At 63.4% G+C, this 16,729-nt stretch carries 22 protein-coding genes; 17 read left to right on the top strand and 5 right to left on the bottom strand.

The annotated features are described in order from the left end of the window. The 5 genes from HYH08_RS29685 to HYH08_RS29705 form a co-directional block, all read left to right on the top strand. Positions 1 to 533 (top strand): SufD family Fe-S cluster assembly protein (locus HYH08_RS29685; protein ID WP_220013379.1); only part of this gene is annotated, 533 nt, incomplete at its 5' end. Between the two features lie 34 nt (positions 534 to 567). Further along, the gene (gene sufC / locus HYH08_RS29690; protein WP_220013478.1) at positions 568 to 1,326 is read left to right on the top strand and encodes a Fe-S cluster assembly ATPase SufC; all 759 of its coding nucleotides are present in this window, start codon (positions 568 to 570) and stop codon (positions 1,324 to 1,326) included. 4 nt (positions 1,327 to 1,330) lie between these two features. Then, positions 1,331 to 2,650, top strand: coding sequence for a Fe-S cluster assembly protein SufD (gene sufD, locus HYH08_RS29695; protein WP_220013380.1), 1,320 nt, complete (start codon positions 1,331 to 1,333; stop codon positions 2,648 to 2,650). A gap of 4 nt (positions 2,651 to 2,654) precedes the next feature. Then, a complete protein-coding gene (locus tag HYH08_RS29700) occupies positions 2,655 to 3,896 on the top strand; it encodes a cysteine desulfurase (RefSeq protein WP_220013381.1) in 1,242 nt (413 codons plus the stop codon). Continuing rightward, positions 3,893 to 4,231, top strand: coding sequence for a nitrogen fixation protein NifZ (locus HYH08_RS29705; RefSeq protein WP_220013382.1), 339 nt, complete (start codon positions 3,893 to 3,895; stop codon positions 4,229 to 4,231). The genes HYH08_RS29700 and HYH08_RS29705 overlap by 4 nt, the downstream gene beginning before the upstream one ends. A 14-nt stretch (positions 4,232 to 4,245) precedes the next feature. Here the strand turns inward: HYH08_RS29705 and HYH08_RS29710 are convergent, their stop codons facing one another. Beyond that, the gene (locus HYH08_RS29710; RefSeq protein ID WP_220013383.1) at positions 4,246 to 4,689 is read right to left on the bottom strand and encodes a SufE family protein; all 444 of its coding nucleotides are present in this window, start codon (positions 4,687 to 4,689) and stop codon (positions 4,246 to 4,248) included. 33 nt (positions 4,690 to 4,722) lie between these two features. Next, positions 4,723 to 5,115 (bottom strand): response regulator, encoded by a 393-nt coding sequence (locus HYH08_RS29715; protein WP_220013384.1) that lies wholly within the window; start codon positions 5,113 to 5,115, stop codon positions 4,723 to 4,725. Positions 5,116 to 5,602: 487 nt separating this feature from the next. Here HYH08_RS29715 and nifD point away from each other — a divergent pair, with 487 nt between their 5' ends. The 9 genes from nifD to hspQ all read left to right on the top strand — a co-directional run bounded on the left by nifD (position 5,603) and on the right by hspQ (position 13,666). After that, complete coding sequence (gene nifD / locus HYH08_RS29720; RefSeq protein ID WP_220013385.1) at positions 5,603 to 7,105, top strand: nitrogenase molybdenum-iron protein alpha chain; 1,503 nt, start codon at positions 5,603 to 5,605, stop codon at positions 7,103 to 7,105. A 76-nt stretch (positions 7,106 to 7,181) separates the two neighbouring features. Continuing rightward, the gene (nifK, locus tag HYH08_RS29725; protein WP_220013386.1) at positions 7,182 to 8,741 is read left to right on the top strand and encodes a nitrogenase molybdenum-iron protein subunit beta; all 1,560 of its coding nucleotides are present in this window, start codon (positions 7,182 to 7,184) and stop codon (positions 8,739 to 8,741) included. 117 nt (positions 8,742 to 8,858) lie between these two features. Then, complete coding sequence (gene nifE / locus HYH08_RS29730) at positions 8,859 to 10,526, top strand: nitrogenase iron-molybdenum cofactor biosynthesis protein NifE (RefSeq protein ID WP_220013387.1); 1,668 nt, start codon at positions 8,859 to 8,861, stop codon at positions 10,524 to 10,526. Positions 10,527 to 10,536: 10 nt separating this feature from the next. After that, positions 10,537 to 11,919 (top strand): nitrogenase iron-molybdenum cofactor biosynthesis protein NifN, encoded by a 1,383-nt coding sequence (gene nifN / locus HYH08_RS29735; RefSeq protein ID WP_220013388.1) that lies wholly within the window; start codon positions 10,537 to 10,539, stop codon positions 11,917 to 11,919. Positions 11,920 to 11,941: 22 nt separating this feature from the next. Continuing rightward, positions 11,942 to 12,337: a nitrogen fixation protein NifX gene (gene nifX / locus HYH08_RS29740; RefSeq protein WP_100178669.1), complete on the top strand. Its 396-nt coding sequence runs from the start codon at positions 11,942 to 11,944 to the stop codon at positions 12,335 to 12,337. Between the two features lie 11 nt (positions 12,338 to 12,348). Beyond that, positions 12,349 to 12,819: a NifX-associated nitrogen fixation protein gene (locus HYH08_RS29745; RefSeq protein WP_220013389.1), complete on the top strand. Its 471-nt coding sequence runs from the start codon at positions 12,349 to 12,351 to the stop codon at positions 12,817 to 12,819. A 9-nt stretch (positions 12,820 to 12,828) separates the two neighbouring features. Further along, the gene (locus HYH08_RS29750) at positions 12,829 to 13,029 is read left to right on the top strand and encodes a CCE_0567 family metalloprotein (RefSeq protein WP_220013390.1); all 201 of its coding nucleotides are present in this window, start codon (positions 12,829 to 12,831) and stop codon (positions 13,027 to 13,029) included. Between the two features lie 14 nt (positions 13,030 to 13,043). After that, the gene (fdxB, locus tag HYH08_RS29755; protein ID WP_220013391.1) at positions 13,044 to 13,331 is read left to right on the top strand and encodes a ferredoxin III, nif-specific; all 288 of its coding nucleotides are present in this window, start codon (positions 13,044 to 13,046) and stop codon (positions 13,329 to 13,331) included. 17 nt (positions 13,332 to 13,348) lie between these two features. Beyond that, positions 13,349 to 13,666, top strand: a complete 318-nt coding sequence (hspQ, locus tag HYH08_RS29760; protein WP_220013392.1) for a heat shock protein HspQ — start codon at positions 13,349 to 13,351, stop codon at positions 13,664 to 13,666. A 23-nt stretch (positions 13,667 to 13,689) separates the two neighbouring features. On the opposite strand, the gene HYH08_RS29765 is transcribed toward hspQ, so the two are convergent. Together HYH08_RS29765 and HYH08_RS29770 are read right to left on the bottom strand one after the other, a co-directional pair. Next, a complete protein-coding gene (locus HYH08_RS29765) occupies positions 13,690 to 14,004 on the bottom strand; it encodes a hypothetical protein (RefSeq protein ID WP_228748160.1) in 315 nt (104 codons plus the stop codon). Then, complete coding sequence (locus tag HYH08_RS29770; protein ID WP_220013394.1) at positions 14,004 to 14,453, bottom strand: hypothetical protein; 450 nt, start codon at positions 14,451 to 14,453, stop codon at positions 14,004 to 14,006. The genes HYH08_RS29765 and HYH08_RS29770 overlap by 1 nt, the downstream gene beginning before the upstream one ends. 264 nt (positions 14,454 to 14,717) lie before the next feature. On the opposite strand from HYH08_RS29770, the gene HYH08_RS29775 reads away from it, so the two are divergent. Further along, entirely contained in the window at positions 14,718 to 15,122 is a 405-nt protein-coding gene (locus HYH08_RS29775) for a Rieske (2Fe-2S) protein (RefSeq protein WP_220013395.1), read from the top strand. Between the two features lie 10 nt (positions 15,123 to 15,132). On the opposite strand, the gene HYH08_RS29780 is transcribed toward HYH08_RS29775, so the two are convergent. Continuing rightward, entirely contained in the window at positions 15,133 to 15,723 is a 591-nt protein-coding gene (locus tag HYH08_RS29780) for a hypothetical protein (RefSeq protein ID WP_220013396.1), read from the bottom strand. 335 nt (positions 15,724 to 16,058) lie between these two features. On the opposite strand from HYH08_RS29780, the gene HYH08_RS29785 reads away from it, so the two are divergent. Further along, positions 16,059 to 16,379, top strand: coding sequence for an iron-sulfur cluster assembly accessory protein (locus HYH08_RS29785; RefSeq protein ID WP_080136068.1), 321 nt, complete (start codon positions 16,059 to 16,061; stop codon positions 16,377 to 16,379). 42 nt (positions 16,380 to 16,421) lie between these two features. Beyond that, entirely contained in the window at positions 16,422 to 16,715 is a 294-nt protein-coding gene (locus HYH08_RS29790) for a NifU family protein (RefSeq protein ID WP_220013397.1), read from the top strand. Positions 16,716 to 16,729: the final 14 nt, after the last annotated feature.

Consider the following 16,729-nt stretch of genomic DNA (forward strand, 5'->3'; position numbering starts at 1 on the left):
TCGAGACGGGATCTGCGATCACCTGGAAATATCCGAGCTGCATTCTCCGCGGCGATAACTCCAGCGGCGAGTTCTATTCGATCGCGATCTCGAATGGCTTCCAGCAGGTCGATTCGGGCACCAAGATGATCCATCTCGGCAAGAACACGTCGAGCCGCATCATCTCCAAGGGCATCGCCGCCGGCAAGTCGCAGAACACCTATCGCGGTCTCGTCACCGCGCATCGCAAGGCGACCGGCGCGCGCAACTTCACCGCCTGCGACTCGCTGCTGATCGGCGACAAATGCGGCGCGCACACCGTGCCGTATATCGAGGCCAAGAACTCCTCGGCGACGTTCGAGCACGAAGCGACGACGTCGAAAATCTCCGAGGATGTGCTGTTCTACTGTATCCAGCGCGGCCTTTCGCAGGAGGAGGCGGTCGGCCTCGTCGTCAACGGCTTCGTCAAGGACGTGCTGCAGCAACTGCCGATGGAATTCGCGGTGGAAGCGCAGAAGCTGATCTCGATCTCGCTTGAAGGAAGCGTCGGATGATCATCTTCGAACCCAACAGGCAAGGAGAAGTATGATGACGGTGCTCCTGGAGATTCGTGGGCTCAAGGCCGAAATCGACGGCCGCCAGATCCTGAACGGGCTCGACCTCACCGTGAATAAGGGCGAGATCCACGCCATCATGGGCCCGAACGGCGCCGGCAAGTCGACGCTGTCTTATGTGCTCTCGGGCAAGCCGGGTTACGAGATCACCGGCGGCGAGGTGTTCTTCAACGGCGAGGACCTGCTTGCGATGGACCCCGATGAACGGGCCGCCAAAGGGCTGTTCCTCGCCTTTCAATACCCGCTCGAGATTCCCGGCGTCGCGACACTGACGTTTCTGAGAACCGCGCTCAACGCCCAGCGCAAGAAGCGCGGCGAGGAGGAGCTGTCTTCGCCCGACGTGCTGAAGCGGGTGCGTGAGCTTGCCAAGCAGCTCAGCATCGACCCGGAGATGCTGAAGCGGCCGCTCAATGTCGGCTTCTCCGGCGGCGAGAAGAAGCGCAACGAGACGCTTCAGATGGCGCTGCTGGAACCGAAGCTGTGCGTGCTGGACGAGACCGATTCGGGCCTGGACATCGATGCGCTACGCATCGTCGCCGACGGCGTCAATCGCCTGCGCGCCAACGACCGCGGCATGATCGTGATCACCCACTACCAGAGACTGCTCGACTACATCGTACCCGATGTCGTGCACGTGCTCTCGGCCGGACGCATCGTCAAGACCGGCGGCAAGGAGCTCGCGCTCGAGCTGGAGGCGACGGGCTACGCGCAGTACCAGAGCGAAGCGGCGTGATCCCATGAATGCCGAGATCCGTCCCGTGAAGACTGCCGCCGAAATCGGCCTCACCGATCTGTTCGCGGCCGCGCGCAAGGACTTGCCCGGCGGCAGCAGCACCGAGGCGATCCGGTCTGATGCATTCGATCGCTTTGCGGCCCAGGGGCTGCCCCATTCCCGCGTCGAGGCGTGGAAGTATACCGATCTGCGGCGCCTGGTGCGCGATGCCAAGCCGCTGGCGCCTCGGCCCGAAGCGATTGCCAATCCCGCCGCGCGCGAGGCCGGGGCCGTCTTCGCCGGTCTCGGCGTCCGGCGGCTGCTGATCGTCGATGGCGCGTTCATTCCCGAACTGTCTGACCTCGCCGGCCTCGAAGCCGGCGTCCGCATTCGGGCGACGGTTGGGGCGCTGGAGGCAGACGAAATGGTCCTGCCGCTGGAGGTGGCCGGGACCGATCCGGTTGCGGCGCTCAATACCGCGTTCGCCTGCGACGGCGTCGTGATCACCGTCGCCGCCAATGTCGTCGTTGAGCGGCCGATCCATCTCGTCTTTGTGACCACGGGCGCCGCGCCGGCGGCGATGTTTACGCGATCGCGGCTGGAGCTCTGTCATCGTGCCTCGCTGACCCTGGTCGAGACGCATGAAGGCCCGGCTCAGTCCGACTACCAGGTCAATACGGCCATGCAGATGGACATCGGCGACAAGGCCAACCTGGATCACATCAAGATCACGAGCGAGGGGGCGGCTGCGCTACATCTCGCGACGCTGGAGGCGTCGATTGGCGCGGGCGCGAACTACCGTGAATTCGGGTTCACGACAGGCGGCGCCGTGGTGCGCAACCAGCTCTTCCTCAGGTTAGCCGGCGAGGGGACTATCGTCAGTGTGCACCAAGCGAGCCTTCTGGCCGGCCGCCAGCACGCTGACACCACGCTCACCGTCGATCATGCCGCCGCAGGCTCGCAGAGCCGCGAGGTGTTCAAGGCGGTGGTCGACGATGAGGCACGTGCGGTGTTCCAGGGCAGGATCACGGTGCAGCCCGGCGCACAGCAGACCGATGCCAGGATGATGGCGCGGGCGCTGCTCCTGTCCGACGAGGCCGTCGCCAACTGCAAGCCGGAGCTCGAGATCTTCGCAGATGACGTGCAGTGCGGGCACGGCACTACGACGGGCGCGCTGGACGATCAGCTGAAGTTCTACCTGATGGCCCGCGGCATACCGGAGAAGGAAGCCGAAGCGCTGCTGATCCAGGCCTTCGTCGGCGAGGTGATCGACGCCGTCGCGCGCGAGGATCTGCGCGATGCGTTGTCGCGGACGATGCACGATTGGCTCGAGGGACGGGAATAAGGTCATGCATCCGGCGGTGAGCAATGGAAGCTATGACGTCACCCGCGTTCGTCAGGATTTCCCGATCCTGTCGATGCAGGTGCACGGCAAGCCGCTGGTCTATCTGGACAATGCGGCCTCGGCCCAGAAGCCGCGGGTGGTACTCGACCGGCTGACGCAGGCCTATACCAGCGAATATGCCAACGTTCATCGCGGCCTTCATTACCTCGCAAATGCCGCCACCGAGGCCTATGAGGGGGCGCGCGACAAGGTCGCGAAGTTCCTCAACGCGGGGCGGCGCGAGGAGATCGTGTTCACCCGCGGTGCCACGGAGGCGATCAATCTCGTGGCCCAGACGTTCGGCCGCGAGCGCCTCGGCGAGGGGGACGAGATCGTGCTTTCGATCATGGAGCACCACGCCAACATCGTGCCATGGCATTTTCTGCGGGAACGACAGGGCGCGGTCATCCGGTGGGCGCCGGTCGACGACGACGGCAATTTCCTGATCGAGGAGTTCGAGAAGCTGCTGAACGCGCGGACCAAGCTTGTCGCGATCACCCAGATGTCGAACGTGCTGGGCAGCGTCGTCCCGGTCAAGGAGATCGTGCGCCTGGCGCATGCGCGCGGGATTCCCGTCCTGGTCGACGGCTCGCAGGCGGCGGTTCACATGGATGTCGACGTTCGGGATATCGATTGCGACTTCTACGTCATCACCGGGCACAAGCTGTATGGGCCGACGGGCATCGGTGCGCTCTATGCCAAATACGAGCATTTGGCGGCCATGCCGCCCTTCAACGGTGGCGGAGAGATGATCCGCGAGGTCTCCTGCGATACCGTCACCTATGGTGAGCCACCGCACCGCTTTGAAGCCGGTACGCCGTCGATCGTGCAGGCGATCGGCCTCGGCGCTGCGATAGACTATTTGGAATCGATCGGGAAGGAGCGGATCCGCAAGCACGAAGACAGCCTGCTCGCCTATGCCCAGGAGCGGCTGCGTGGGATCAATTCGCTGCGGATCATCGGGACGGCCGCTGGCAAAGGACCGGTCGTGTCGTTCGAGATGAAGAACGCCCACGCTCACGACTTTGCGACCGTCATCGACCGCTCCGGCGTTGCGGTGCGGGCAGGGACCCATTGTGCGATGCCGCTGCTCGACCGCTTCGGCGTGCCCGCGACCTGCCGCGCCTCCTTTGCGCTCTACAACACCATGGAAGAGGTCGACGCTCTGGCCGAAGCCTTGGTCAAGGCCCAGGAGATGTTCTCATGAGCGACCAGATCGCCGCCAAACGACGGCCCGTGGCCCGTATCGTCTGCGATGCCCATAGACGCCGGGCGGTGCGGGACATGGAAAGACGGTTCACCGGCGAGTTCTCGCCCGGCGAGCCGGTCCGCGCCGCGGCCGTGATCAGGAACGACGGCATGTATCCGCACAAGGACATCGGCGAGCCGCTGGTGCATCCCGGCGATACCGGTGTCGTCCGCGAGAGCTGGCGCTTCCTCGGCGAGATCTATTACACGGTCGAGTTCGTGGCGCGGTCGGTCTTCGTCATCATGCGAGACCACGAAATGGCGCGAATGGGGACCGCGTTCGACGCGGCCTGACGCCTCGCCGGATATCACACGGCTTCCGCCAGCACCGCGGTCGCGTCTGCCCGCATCCGCGACACCATTGACCGGAAGCCGTTCGAGCGTTGCGGTGTCAGATGCTCGCCGAGCCCGAGGCGCTCGAACAGTGCGAGGGGATTTTCGCCGGCGATCTCTGCTGCGGAGCGCCCCGACAGAAGCGCAATCAGGATGGCAACCAGGCCGCGGACGATGTGAGCATCGCTGTCGCCGGCAAAGCTGAGGAACGGCCGGCCGTCCCGGTGCTCGATGGTGGTCGCCAGCCAGACCTGGCTGACGCAGCCCTGCACCTTATTGGCGTCGGTGCGCTGCGTTTCGGGGAATGGCGCGAGCTTGCGACCGAGCTCGATCACGTAGCGGTAGCGATCATCCCACTCATCGAGCAGGGCGAAGTTCTCGATGATGTCGTCGATCGGCGTTTGCTGGGATCCGGTCATGAAATATCTCCAGGGTCGATGGCAGAGCAGCCCTCAGTCGGAGGCTGCGTGGACCAGGCGGGACGAGGCGTCGCGAGAGATCGGCGCTCCCAGCGCCCGCTCGACCGCTTCACAGACGGTGTCGAACGAGATCGGCTTGCGAACAATTCCGCTGGCACCGTGTTCGAGACACTGCTGCCCAAGCTGATCCGAATTGCTGCCGGCAACGAGCAGGATCGCGGCATTGCCGAATTGCCCGGCCAGCGATGCCGGGAGCAGGTCGTTCCTGTCCTGCAGAACTGACATACCCAGCAACACGACATCGGGCGTTTCCGGAGCGTTGGCCGAGACCTCGTCGAGGGATGCGAAGGCGCGGGTCCGGTGGCGCTCACGCAGGATATAGTGGAGCGCGGATCGCACGACCTGTTCGCGCTCGATCACGAACACCGTCGCGGGCTCGCCGGTTGGCCGAAATCTCGTTTCGAACTGCATGAGCGCCTCGATGGGTTGATGAGAGGCGTCAAGCAAGCTCCGTACCGCGGCGTGGACCGGTGCTGTCGTGCAGGAAAGTGCATGTTCGGGGCTCTTTGGCGGCGCGCACATTGTTTTGTTTCGAACAGCGGTCCGTGCACGCACATGTCGGCATGATGCGATGTCGGGTTTGCAACAAAGCTGCGGCGCGGCGCTATCTCTCTCCAATCGCTTCATTTTTCGCAGCCGGCGGGCGCTGGCACACTCGTTGCAAAAGTCTTTCTGCAAGGCGACCTCGCGCAAAGAGATCGCGAGAGTGGCGCGCCGGTTGAGGGCAATCGGCCGAAGGAGAGCAGAGTGACTGAACCGGGACAGGTCGCGTTGTGAGGCCTGTCGATCGTCTATCAGGCGCTTCGGAGGAGGCGTCCGACCCCTCGCACAGGGATAACCGAAGGATATTCGTATGAGCCTAGCAACCACCCAGAGCGTCGCGGAGATCAAGGCCCGCAACAAGCAACTGATCGACGAAGTCTTGAAGGTCTATCCGGAGAAGACCGCAAAGCGTCGCGCCAAGCACCTCAATGTTCACGAGGCCGGCAAGTCCGATTGCGGCGTCAAGTCGAACCTGAAATCCATCCCCGGCGTGATGACCATTCGCGGCTGCGCCTATGCCGGCTCCAAGGGCGTGGTGTGGGGCCCGATCAAGGACATGATCCACATCAGCCACGGCCCGGTCGGCTGCGGCCAGTATTCCTGGGCCGCGCGACGCAACTACTACATCGGCACGACCGGCATCGATACGTTCGTGACGATGCAGTTCACCTCCGATTTCCAGGAGAAGGACATCGTGTTCGGCGGCGACAAGAAGCTCGCCAAGATCATCGACGAGATCCAGGAGCTGTTCCCGCTCAACCATGGCATCACCATCCAGTCGGAATGCCCGATCGGCCTGATCGGCGACGACATCGAGGCGGTGTCGAAGGTGAAGTCCAAGGAATACGACGGCAAGACCATCGTGCCGGTGCGATGTGAAGGTTTCCGCGGCGTCTCGCAGTCGCTCGGCCACCACATCGCCAACGACGCGGTGCGCGACTGGATCTTCGACAAGGTCAACCCGGAGGCCAAGCCGGCGTTCGAGTCCACGCCCTACGACGTCGCGATCATCGGTGACTACAACATCGGCGGCGACGCCTGGTCCTCGCGCATCCTGCTCGAGGAGATGGGCCTGCGCGTGATCGCGCAGTGGTCGGGCGACGGTAGCCTCGCCGAGCTGGAAGCGACACCCAAGGCGAAGCTCAACGTGCTGCACTGCTACCGCTCGATGAACTACATCTCCCGCCACATGGAAGAGAAGTTCGGTATTCCCTGGTGCGAATATAACTTCTTCGGTCCCTCCAAGATCGCGGAATCGCTGCGCAAGATCGCCAGCTTCTTCGACGACAAGATCAAGGAGGGCGCCGAGCGCGTCATCGCAAAATATCAGCCGCTGATGGATGCGGTGATTGCGAAGTATCGTCCGCGCCTCGAAGGCAAGACCGTGATCCTGTTCGTCGGCGGCCTGCGTCCCCGCCACGTCATCGGAGCCTACGAGGACCTCGGCATGGAGGTTGTGGGCACGGGCTACGAATTCGGTCACAACGACGACTACCAGCGGACCGCCCAGCACTACGTCAAGGACGGTACGCTGATCTATGACGACGTCACCGGCTACGAGTTCGAGCGTTTCGTCGAGAAGATCCAGCCGGATCTCGTCGGCTCCGGCATCAAGGAAAAGTACGTCTTCCAGAAGATGGGCGTGCCGTTCCGTCAGATGCACTCCTGGGACTATTCCGGTCCCTATCACGGTTACGACGGCTTCGCGATCTTCGCCCGCGACATGGACATGGCGATCAACTCCCCGATCTGGAAGAAGACCAAGGCACCCTGGAAGGATGCCCCGCGGCCGAGCCTGATGGCGGCGGAATAACAGCAAGGCCCGGCTCCTCCCGTTCAGGGGGAGCCGGGGCAGGCGATCGAACACGACATCCAACCAAGGTGCCACGATGACACAGAATGCCGAACACGTGCTCGATCACTTCGAGCTGTTCCGAGGTCCGGAATACCAGCAGATGCTGGCCAACAAGAAGACGCTGTTCGAAAATCCGCATGATCCCGCGGAAGTCGAGCGGATCCGCGAATGGGCCAAGACGCCCGAATATCGCGAAAAGAACTTTGCCCGCGAGGCGTTGACCGTCAATCCTGCCAAGGCCTGCCAGCCGCTGGGTGCCGTGTTCGTCGCCGTCGGGTTCGAAGGCACGCTGCCCTTCGTGCATGGCTCGCAGGGCTGCGTCGCCTATTACCGCAGCCATCTGTCGCGCCACTTCAAGGAGCCGAGCTCCTGCGTCTCATCCTCGATGACGGAGGATGCGGCGGTGTTCGGCGGCCTGAACAACATGATCGACGGTCTCGCCAACACCTACAACATGTACAAGCCGAAGATGATCGCCGTCTCGACCACCTGCATGGCGGAAGTGATCGGCGACGACCTCAACGCCTTCATCAAGACCGCGAAGGAGAAGGGATCGGTTCCGGCGGAGTACGACGTTCCCTTCGCACATACGCCGGCCTTCGTCGGCAGCCACGTAACCGGCTACGATAACGCGCTCAAGGGCATCCTGGAGCACTTCTGGGACGGCAAGGCCGGCACCGCGCCCAAGCTCGAGCGCAAGGAGAACGGCAAGATCAACTTCATCGGCGGCTTCGACGGCTATACCGTCGGTAACATCCGCGAGATCAAGCGCATCTTCGAGCTGATGGGCATCGAATACACGATCCTCGCCGACAACAGCGACGTGTTCGATACCCCGACCGACGGCGAGTTCCGCATGTATGACGGCGGCACCACGCTTGAGGACGCCGCGAACGCGATCCACGCCAAGGCGACCATCTCCATGCAGCAATACTGCACCGAGAAGACGCTACCGTTCATCGAAAACCACGGCCACGAGGTCGCAGCTTTCAATCACCCGGTCGGCGTCAGCGCTACCGACGACTTCCTGATGACGCTGTCGCGCATCAGCGGCAAGCCGATCGCGAAGGCGCTGGAGCAGGAGCGCGGCCGTCTCGTCGATGCCATGGCCGACTCCAGCGCGCATATCCACGGCAAGAAGTTCGCGATCTACGGCGATCCCGACCTCTGCTACGGGCTGGCGTCCTTCCTGCTCGAGCTTGGCGCCGAGCCGACCCACGTGCTCTCCACCAACGGCAGCAAGGCCTGGGCGGAGAAGATGGAGGCGCTGTTCGCCAGCTCCCCGTTCGGCAAGAACTGCCACGCCTATCCCGGCAAGGATCTCTGGCACATGCGCTCGCTGCTGTTCACTGAGCCGGTCGATTTCCTGATCGGCAATACCTACGGCAAGTACCTGGAGCGCGACACCGGCACGCCGCTGATCCGTATCGGCTTCCCGGTGTTCGATCGCCATCACCACCATCGCTATCCGGTGTGGGGCTATCAGGGCGGTATGAACGTGCTGGTGAAGATTCTCGACAAGATCTTCGACGAGATCGACAAGAACACCAACGTGCCGGCCAAGACCGATTACAGCTTCGACATCATCCGCTGACGTCGCGAAAAATCTGCCGCCGCCCGAATGGCGGCGGCAGATGACAAGTCTAGCCAGAGCGATCGAGACTGCGGGGCAGAAGCGCTCGCGCAGCGGGTCCAAGAACGGGAGAGACGAATGAGCTCGCTGTCGGCCACCATCCAGGACGTGTTCAACGAGCCCGGTTGCGGCAAGAACGCCAACAAGACGGAGGCCGAACGCAAGAAGGGCTGCACCAAGCAGCTCCAGCCGGGCGGGGCCGCCGGCGGCTGCGCCTTCGACGGGGCCAAGATCGCGCTGCAGCCCTTCACCGATGTCGCGCATCTCGTCCATGGCCCGATTGCCTGCGAGGGCAACTCCTGGGACAACCGCGGCAGCGCCTCGTCAGGCTCCGATCTCTGGCGCCGCAGCTTCACCACCGATATGAACGAGACCGACATCGTGTTCGGGGGCGAGAAGCGGCTCTACAAGGCAATCAAAGAGGTCATCGAGAAGTACGATCCGCCGGCGATCTTCGTCTACCAGACCTGCGTGCCCGCCATGATCGGTGACGACATCAACGCCGTCTGCAAGGCGGCGGCGACCAAGTTCGGAAAGCCGGTCATTCCCGTCAATTCGCCGGGCTTCGTCGGCCCGAAGAACCTCGGCAACAAGCTCGCCGGCGAGGCGCTGCTCGAGCACGTGATCGGAACCGAGGAGCCGGACTACACCACGCCCTACGACATCAACATCATCGGTGAGTACAACCTCTCCGGAGAGTTCTGGCAGATCAAGCCGTTGCTCGACGAGCTCGGCATCCGTATCCTTTCCTGCATTTCCGGCGACGGCAAATATCGGGAGCTCGCCTATTCGCACCGCGCCAAGGCGGCGATGATGGTGTGCTCCAAGGCGATGATCAACGTCGCCCGCAAGATGGAGGAGCGCTACGGCATCCCGTACTTCGAGGGTTCGTTCTACGGCATCCAGGACTCCAGCGATTCCTTGCGTGAGATCGCGCGGCTTCTGATCGAGCGCGGCGCGCCGGCCGAGTTGATGGACCGCACCGAGGCGGTCATTGCGCGGGAGGAGGCCAAAGCCTGGGCCGCGATCGAGCGCTTCAAGCCGCGCTTCAAGGACAAGAAGGTGCTGCTGATCACCGGCGGCGTGAAGTCCTGGTCCGTGGTCGCCGCGCTCCAGGAGGCAGGCCTCGAGATCGTCGGCACCTCCGTGAAGAAGTCCACCAAGGAAGACAAGGAGCGCATCAAGGAGCTGATGGGCCAGGACGCCCACATGATCGAGGACATGACGCCGCGCGAAATGTACAAGATGCTGAAGGACGCGCGGGCCGACATCATGCTCTCAGGAGGCAAGTCGCAGTTCGTCGCGCTGAAGGCGGCGATGCCGTGGCTCGACATCAACCAGGAGCGCTGCCACGGTTATATGGGCTACATCGGCATGGTCAAGCTGATGGAGGAGATCGAGAAGGCGCTCTACAATCCGATGTGGGCGCACCTCCGCCGTCCGGCGCCATGGGACGATGCCGGGGTCAACTGGCAGACGAAGGCGATGGCGCAGATGGATGCGCAGGCCGCCGAGATTGCCGCCGATCCGGCTCTCGCCGAAGCCGCGCGGCGGGCCAAGAAGATCTGCTTCTGCAAGACCGTCGACCTAGGCAGCATCGAGGATGCGATCGCCGCCCACGGCCTTTCCACCGTCGACGGGGTAAAGGACCATACCAACGCCTCGGGCGGCTGCGGGGCCTGCAAGGGGCGGATCGAGGACATCCTCGCCGCCCAGCCGGCCCCCGTGCTTCAGGCGGCGGAGTAGGGCGCAGCCGATGGCGATCGTCACCACGTCCAAAAAGGCCTGCTCGGTCAATCCGCTCAAGATGAGCCAGCCGATCGGCGGCTCGTTCGCCTTCATGGGCCTGCGCGGCGCGATGCCGCTGCTGCACGGCTCGCAGGGCTGCACCTCGTTCGGCCTGACGCTGTTCGTGCGGCATTTCAAGGAAGCCGTGCCGATGCAGACCACCGCGATGAGCGAGGTCGCGACCGTGCTCGGCGGTTACGAGAATGTCGAGCAGGCGATCCTCAACATCTACAATCGCACCAAGCCCGAGATCATCGGCATCAACTCGACCGGCGTCACCGAGACCAAGGGCGACGACGTCGAGGGCTTCATCCGCCTGATCCGGCAGAAGCATCCGCAGCTCGAAAAGTTTCCGCTGGTCTACGTGTCGACGCCCGACTTCAAGGACGCCTTCCAGGACGGCTGGGAGAAGACCGTCGCGCGCATGGTGGAGGTCCTGGTCGATCCCATCGAGGCGGGAGCCGCGCGCGATCGAGCGCGCGTCAACGTGCTGCCGGGCTGCCATCTCACGCCCGGCGATCTCGACGAGCTGCGCACGATCCTCGAGGATTTCGGCCTCAAGCCGTCCTTCCTACCGGATCTCGCCGGCTCGCTCGATGGCCATATCCCGGACGAATTCACCCCGACCACGATCGGCGGCATCGGGGTCGACGAGATCGCGACCATGGGGCAGGCGGGATGGACCATCGCGATCGGCGCGCAGATGAGGCCCGCGGCGGAGGCCATGGAGCAGAAGACCGGTGTGCCGTTCCGCCTCTTCGAGCGGCTCTGCGGCCTGATCCCCAACGACGAATTCATCGCCTTCCTGAGCGAGATCAGCGGCCGGCCGGTGCCGGCGAAGTACCGCCGCCAGCGCGGCCAGTTGGCGGATGCGATGCTGGACACGCATTTCCACATCGGCGGCCGCAAGCTTGCGATCGGCGCCGAGCCGGACCTGCTGTTCGATCTCTCCAGCATGTTGCACGAGATGGGCGCCGAGGTGGCGGTCGCCGTGACCACGACGGCCTCGCCCGTGCTCGAGCGCGTCAAGACGCAGGAGGTTCTGATCGGCGACCTCGAAGACCTCGAGGAGCTCGCCAAGGCTCGCGATTGCGATCTCCTCATCACGCACTCGCACGGCCGCCAGGCGGCCTCGCGCCTGAAGATCCCGTTCTATCGCGCGGGCTTCCCGATGTTCGACCGGCTCGGTGCCGGGCACCAGCTGTCGGTCGGCTATCGCGGCACGCGCGACCTGGTGTTCGATCTCGCCAACCTCGTCGTCGCCGACCGCGAGGCCAACCACCAGCCGACGCCCGACACCTGGCGGACCACGGACGGCGGCCTTCAGGTCGTCCCGCCACAACTGCACTGACGCAAGAAGAGGGACCAGACCGATGAAAGTCGCCTTTGCCACCCAGGACCTGAAGCGCGTCGATGCGCATTTCGGCTGGGCCAAGAACATCGCCATCTACGACGTCAATCCAGACGGCCATCGCTTTGTCGAGGCCATCCAGTTCGACGGCGACCTCAAGGAGGACGGCAACGAGGACAAGCTGGCGCCGAAGATCGAGGCGATCAAGGACTGCACGATCCTCTACGTCGCGGCGATCGGCGGCTCGGGCGCCGCACGGGTCGTCGCCAACAACATCCATCCGATGAAGGTGGCGCAGCCCGAGGCGATCGACGACCTCTGCGTCAAGCTCGAGGACGTGCTGAAGGGCTCGCCGCCGCCGTGGCTGCGCAAGGTGCTGGCCAAGGGCCAGGAACGCAGCTTTGATTTCGAAGACTGAAGGAAACGCTTATGTCAGATGCGGCTGAACTCGTTCAATCCGATACCGCGGCCGAGGCGCCGTTCGTCAAGGAGCTCTTCAAGATCTGGCGGGCCCAGGACACCCATGGCGCATGGGAGGGCAAGAAGGATCTCGATCTGCTCGAGCCCTACATCCTGGACAAGGAGAAGCGCCGCGCCCTGCCGATCGTCGGCGATCCCGATCCGGATACGATCTGGCGGATGGAGCTGTTCTTCAACGCGGTCGCGCTCTCGATCGAGAAGGCGACCGGCGTGATGATCTCGCCCATGCTGAAGATGCACCATGAAGGCTTTGGCCGCATGGTCCTGATCGGCGGGCGGCTGATCGTCGTCAACAAGCAGCTCCGCGACGTGCACCGGTTCGGCTTCGACAATCTCGGTAAGCTCGCGGCCGAAGGCGACAAATATGTCGCAAGCGGGGTCGAGATGATCCGCAAATTTCCAGATGTGGCGAACTATTGAGGTTTGAGCATGAGCGACCTTGAAACCCTGAAGGCCGAGATCAAGAAGCTGTCGGCCAAGGCTACGCAGGCCAAGATGGACCTCCACGATCTCTCCGAGGAGCTTCCGATCAACTGGACCTCGATCCTGAGCGTGGCCCAGAAGGCCCACGATGCCTTCGCCGAGCTCGAGCGCAAGCGCGCGGATCTCAAGACGCTGGAAAAGGCTTAACCGGATCTTCGACCATGTCCTACGCAACCCGCGACGGCCGCGACTGGAAGCCGGACTATCTGGTGTCGATCGATGCCCAGAAGTGCATCGGCTGCGGCCGCTGCTACAAGGTCTGCGGCCGCGAGGTCATGACGCTCAAGGGCATCAACGAGGACGGTGAGATGATCGATCTCGATGACGACGATGACGAGGTCGAGAAGAAGGTCATGGTGATGAACGACGATGGCGCCTGTATCGGCTGTGGCGCCTGCGCGCGGGTCTGTCCGACCAACTGCCAGACCCACGCTCCCGCGGCCGGCTGAGGCGTGCGGGACCAGCGATGAGCAAGACCCGGTTCGCCAGGTACAATATCGGCCAGGTGATCCGTCACCGGCTCTATGAGATGCGCGGCGTCATCTTCGACGTCGATACGTCATTCGCCGGCACTGATGGTGAACCGGTGCCCGACGGAATGGCACCGAGGCTGGTCTATCGGCTGTTCGCCGAAGACGACGAAATTCCCTATGTGGCCTGCATTGCCGAGAATGACCTCGAACCCGACGATTCCGGCGAGCCGATCAGTCATCCCGGGATCTGGGCGCTGTTCGATGTGCGCGAGGCGGGTGGCTATCGCCGGCGCAGACAACTGATGAACTGACGTGGTGCGAGCGGTGCGGGCCGTTACTCGATCCCCTGCTCACGCGCCTTCATCATCGCGGCGATGCGGAAACGTTCGTGGATGGCAATCGGATTGGCGAGCATGTCGGCTTCTGCCTGCTTGAACGCGTCGAGGACGATCTCGGCTTCCTCGCGCGTCAAGGGTACGCGGCCGGCCATGTGCGTCGCCTCCGGTGCGGCGGCGCGGATCGCGCGGCGATAGGGGTGATCTTTCACCTCGATCAGCTCGTTCGCTTCGAGCTTGCCGCCCAACGTGATCGCAAGTCCGACGACCTCGAGCTTGCGGCCGTCCTGCGTGGTCTTGACCAGGATCGCCATCACGGCACCATCGGCATGGCAAAGCCAGGGCGGGGATGGGCATCGTAATAGTCGGGCCGCTCCGGCCAGCCGCCTTCGGCGATGAACTTGAACGCAGTGATCTTCACCGGGGCGCCTTGCGAGCAGGAAACTTCGGCGAACTTGATCTCGCGCGGGCCGGGTCCTGCGGAAAAGTCCGCCACCACGGTGCCGTCGGCCTTGCAGGCGCGGGCAAAACCGGGTGTGCCGACACTGCTTGCCGGCACCGGATTAGCTGCGAAGATCGCGCCGGCTGCATCGCCGCCGAAAGCCGGGCTCGCAAACTTGAACACCGCCAGCACACCGCTGCGATCGACCGGGCGATCGGCGGTGATCGGGCGCGCGACCGAATAGACGGTCAGCGTGCCGCCATCAAGCAGTGCCTTGATCTCGTCTTCCGAGCTGGTGGAAAATTCGGACGCGACGTTCATGTCATTCTCCATGCCAAACGGGCCTGGCTTAACAACATCAATTTCCATGCCACCTTGCGCGTGCGTCCGCCCGGCTACGGCTTCGCCGAATCCGCGTGAATCGGCGCGCATTTTGCGCCGGCAGGCCCGGCCGGGTCGGGCTGTTGTGACAACGGGAACGCCCGTGTCGGATTCCATACCAAACGAAACGGACATGCCACGTCCTCCATCCTAGCGCGATTCTTGCAGAGCTTTCGAACGGTCCGACCGCGAACGAGGACAGCCATGGATCAGAATACCGCCTATGCGATCTGCGCCTTCAACGACATTCCGAGCCAGCGGGCGATCGGCTTTCATCTCATGATCGTCGGCGAGGACGGGGCGCCGCGGCCCTGGCCGATCGTGATCGTACGCTGGGGCAAGCAGGTGTTCGGTTATCTCAATCGATGCCCGCACAATGGCGTAAACCTGGACTGGGAGCGCAACCAGTTTCTCGACGGGAATGGCACTCGGCTGCTCTGCGGCAAGCACGGCGCGACCTTCGAGCTCGGTAGCGGCCATTGCGTGGACGGACCGTGCAAGGGCGAGAGCCTCACGCCGATCGCGCTCGCCGTGCTCGACGGCGATATCTGCGTCACCGGCGTGACGCTCGTCGAGGACGACGAGACGGCCTGCGAGGAGGAAGCTTGAGGCGAATGCGTCAGACCGGGCGGTTCTCGTTGCGGTTCTTCACCGGCTCCATCTTCTTGACGCCGTCCTCAAAAGAGATCTCGGTATAGGAGCCGTCGAGATCCTTGGCGGCATCGAGCAGATAGTCGAGCTTGCCCGCGGTATCGAGCTTCTTGATGTCGTTCTTGTCGACGCCGGCAAGGTCCATCATCTCCTTCCACACCGTCGATTCATCGCAGGGCAGCACCCGGAACTCGATGTCGCCGATCTTGGTGCGGTATTTCGCCAGGAAGTCGATGTTGTTGCAGAACATGAAATAGCTGCCCTTGGGGCTGAGCGCGCCGTCCAGCACCTTGGCGACGTCGGCGAGGTAGGCGAAGGAATGCAGATAACCGGCGAGTACTGGAATGGTCGGTTCGCCCTCCTGCGCCACGGTCAGCACCTGCTCGATCGAGTAGTCCGGCGGACGCTTCTCGTCCGCGACCTGGGTCTGGAACTTCAGCGCGATGTCACCGCGAAAGCCGAAGCGCCCCGGCTTGGTGGTATCGCCCTTCAGCACCGCATTCAGCAGCCGGCCCTCCTTGTCCAGGCGGCCAAGGGCGGTGTTGTCGATCGACGTCATGGATCTCTCCTGGTCTTGTTGGCTGCGCGGCTGTCGGCCGACGCGAAGGTTTCGGTGGCCCTTATGCAAGGAGTTTGCCGGCCGCGTGCGCATGCGCCGAAAGTTTGAATGCAGTCGGAATCTGCGCCGCTTTGTGAAGCTGCGGCGGATCGCCCGGTATGGCGTTGCCGTTCCGCTCGTCCCGGCGTCGCCATGCCCGCATGTCGCAAACCCGACAAGCGTCGCAAAGACAACAGGTGCGCGCTTGAGGAAAATGCAGTGGTTTCAGACATATGCGCTCTGGCACGGGACTTGCGATCCCTCATTGCAACAGACCCAGACAGAGAGGGCGAGCGATGATCAACCTGACGGACAGCGCGGTGAATGCGGTGAAGACTGCGATCTCCTCCGCGGCACAGCCGGCGAGCGGCTTGCGCATCATGGTCGAAACCGGCGGCTGCGCCGGCTTCAAATACATGATGGGTCTCGCCGAAGAGGCCAAGCCCGACGACACCGTGATCGAGCGCGGCGGCGTGAAGGTGTTCGTCGACAATGCGAGCCACGAGCATCTCAACGGCACCACGATCGACTTCGTCGTTGCGCTGGAGGGGTCCGGCTTCACCTTCGACAATCCCAACGCGAAATCGAGCTGCTCCTGCGGCAAGTCGTTCAGCTGAGCCGTCCACTTCGATCCAATCCGCAAGAAAGAGATATTTGAAATGCTCGTCGAATCCGAACATCTCAAGCAGGCGCCGGCCGCCGAACCCGGCGATCGCGAGCGCATCATTCGTGCCGTGCTCGACGAGGTCAGGCCCAATCTCAAGCGCGACGGTGGTGATTGCGAGCTGCTTGAGATCGATGGCAACAAGATCATGGTCAGGCTCACCGGGGCCTGCGTGTTCTGCAAGCTCGCCAGCGCGACACTGGAGGGCATTCAGGCCCGCTTGGTCGAACGGCTCGGCGAGTTCGTCCGCCTAATTCCCGTCGCCGGAGCGGCCAAGCCTCGTCACTGAGCAGGCCTCGACAC

The sequence above is a fragment of the Bradyrhizobium sp. BR 10289 genome (assembly GCF_019455385.1).
Classification (GTDB): domain Bacteria; phylum Pseudomonadota; class Alphaproteobacteria; order Rhizobiales; family Xanthobacteraceae; genus Bradyrhizobium.

Coding starts and splice junctions, on each gene's coding strand:
- HYH08_RS29785 (WP_080136068.1), top strand. CDS start 16,059: ATGATCAACCTGACGGACAGCGCGGTGAATGCGGTGAAGACTGCGATC.
- nifK (WP_220013386.1), top strand. CDS start 7,182: ATGACACAGAATGCCGAACACGTGCTCGATCACTTCGAGCTGTTCCGA.
- HYH08_RS29745 (WP_220013389.1), top strand. CDS start 12,349: ATGTCAGATGCGGCTGAACTCGTTCAATCCGATACCGCGGCCGAGGCG.
- hspQ (WP_220013392.1), top strand. CDS start 13,349: ATGAGCAAGACCCGGTTCGCCAGGTACAATATCGGCCAGGTGATCCGT.
- sufD (WP_220013380.1), top strand. CDS start 1,331: ATGAATGCCGAGATCCGTCCCGTGAAGACTGCCGCCGAAATCGGCCTC.
- HYH08_RS29780 (WP_220013396.1), bottom strand. CDS start 15,723: ATGACGTCGATCGACAACACCGCCCTTGGCCGCCTGGACAAGGAGGGC.
- nifD (WP_220013385.1), top strand. CDS start 5,603: ATGAGCCTAGCAACCACCCAGAGCGTCGCGGAGATCAAGGCCCGCAAC.
- HYH08_RS29710 (WP_220013383.1), bottom strand. CDS start 4,689: ATGACCGGATCCCAGCAAACGCCGATCGACGACATCATCGAGAACTTC.
- HYH08_RS29770 (WP_220013394.1), bottom strand. CDS start 14,453: ATGAACGTCGCGTCCGAATTTTCCACCAGCTCGGAAGACGAGATCAAG.
- HYH08_RS29705 (WP_220013382.1), top strand. CDS start 3,893: ATGAGCGACCAGATCGCCGCCAAACGACGGCCCGTGGCCCGTATCGTC.
- HYH08_RS29750 (WP_220013390.1), top strand. CDS start 12,829: ATGAGCGACCTTGAAACCCTGAAGGCCGAGATCAAGAAGCTGTCGGCC.
- HYH08_RS29790 (WP_220013397.1), top strand. CDS start 16,422: ATGCTCGTCGAATCCGAACATCTCAAGCAGGCGCCGGCCGCCGAACCC.
- fdxB (WP_220013391.1), top strand. CDS start 13,044: ATGTCCTACGCAACCCGCGACGGCCGCGACTGGAAGCCGGACTATCTG.
- HYH08_RS29775 (WP_220013395.1), top strand. CDS start 14,718: ATGGATCAGAATACCGCCTATGCGATCTGCGCCTTCAACGACATTCCG.
- HYH08_RS29765 (WP_228748160.1), bottom strand. CDS start 14,004: ATGGCGATCCTGGTCAAGACCACGCAGGACGGCCGCAAGCTCGAGGTC.
- nifE (WP_220013387.1), top strand. CDS start 8,859: ATGAGCTCGCTGTCGGCCACCATCCAGGACGTGTTCAACGAGCCCGGT.
- sufC (WP_220013478.1), top strand. CDS start 568: ATGACGGTGCTCCTGGAGATTCGTGGGCTCAAGGCCGAAATCGACGGC.
- nifX (WP_100178669.1), top strand. CDS start 11,942: ATGAAAGTCGCCTTTGCCACCCAGGACCTGAAGCGCGTCGATGCGCAT.
- nifN (WP_220013388.1), top strand. CDS start 10,537: ATGGCGATCGTCACCACGTCCAAAAAGGCCTGCTCGGTCAATCCGCTC.
- HYH08_RS29700 (WP_220013381.1), top strand. CDS start 2,655: ATGCATCCGGCGGTGAGCAATGGAAGCTATGACGTCACCCGCGTTCGT.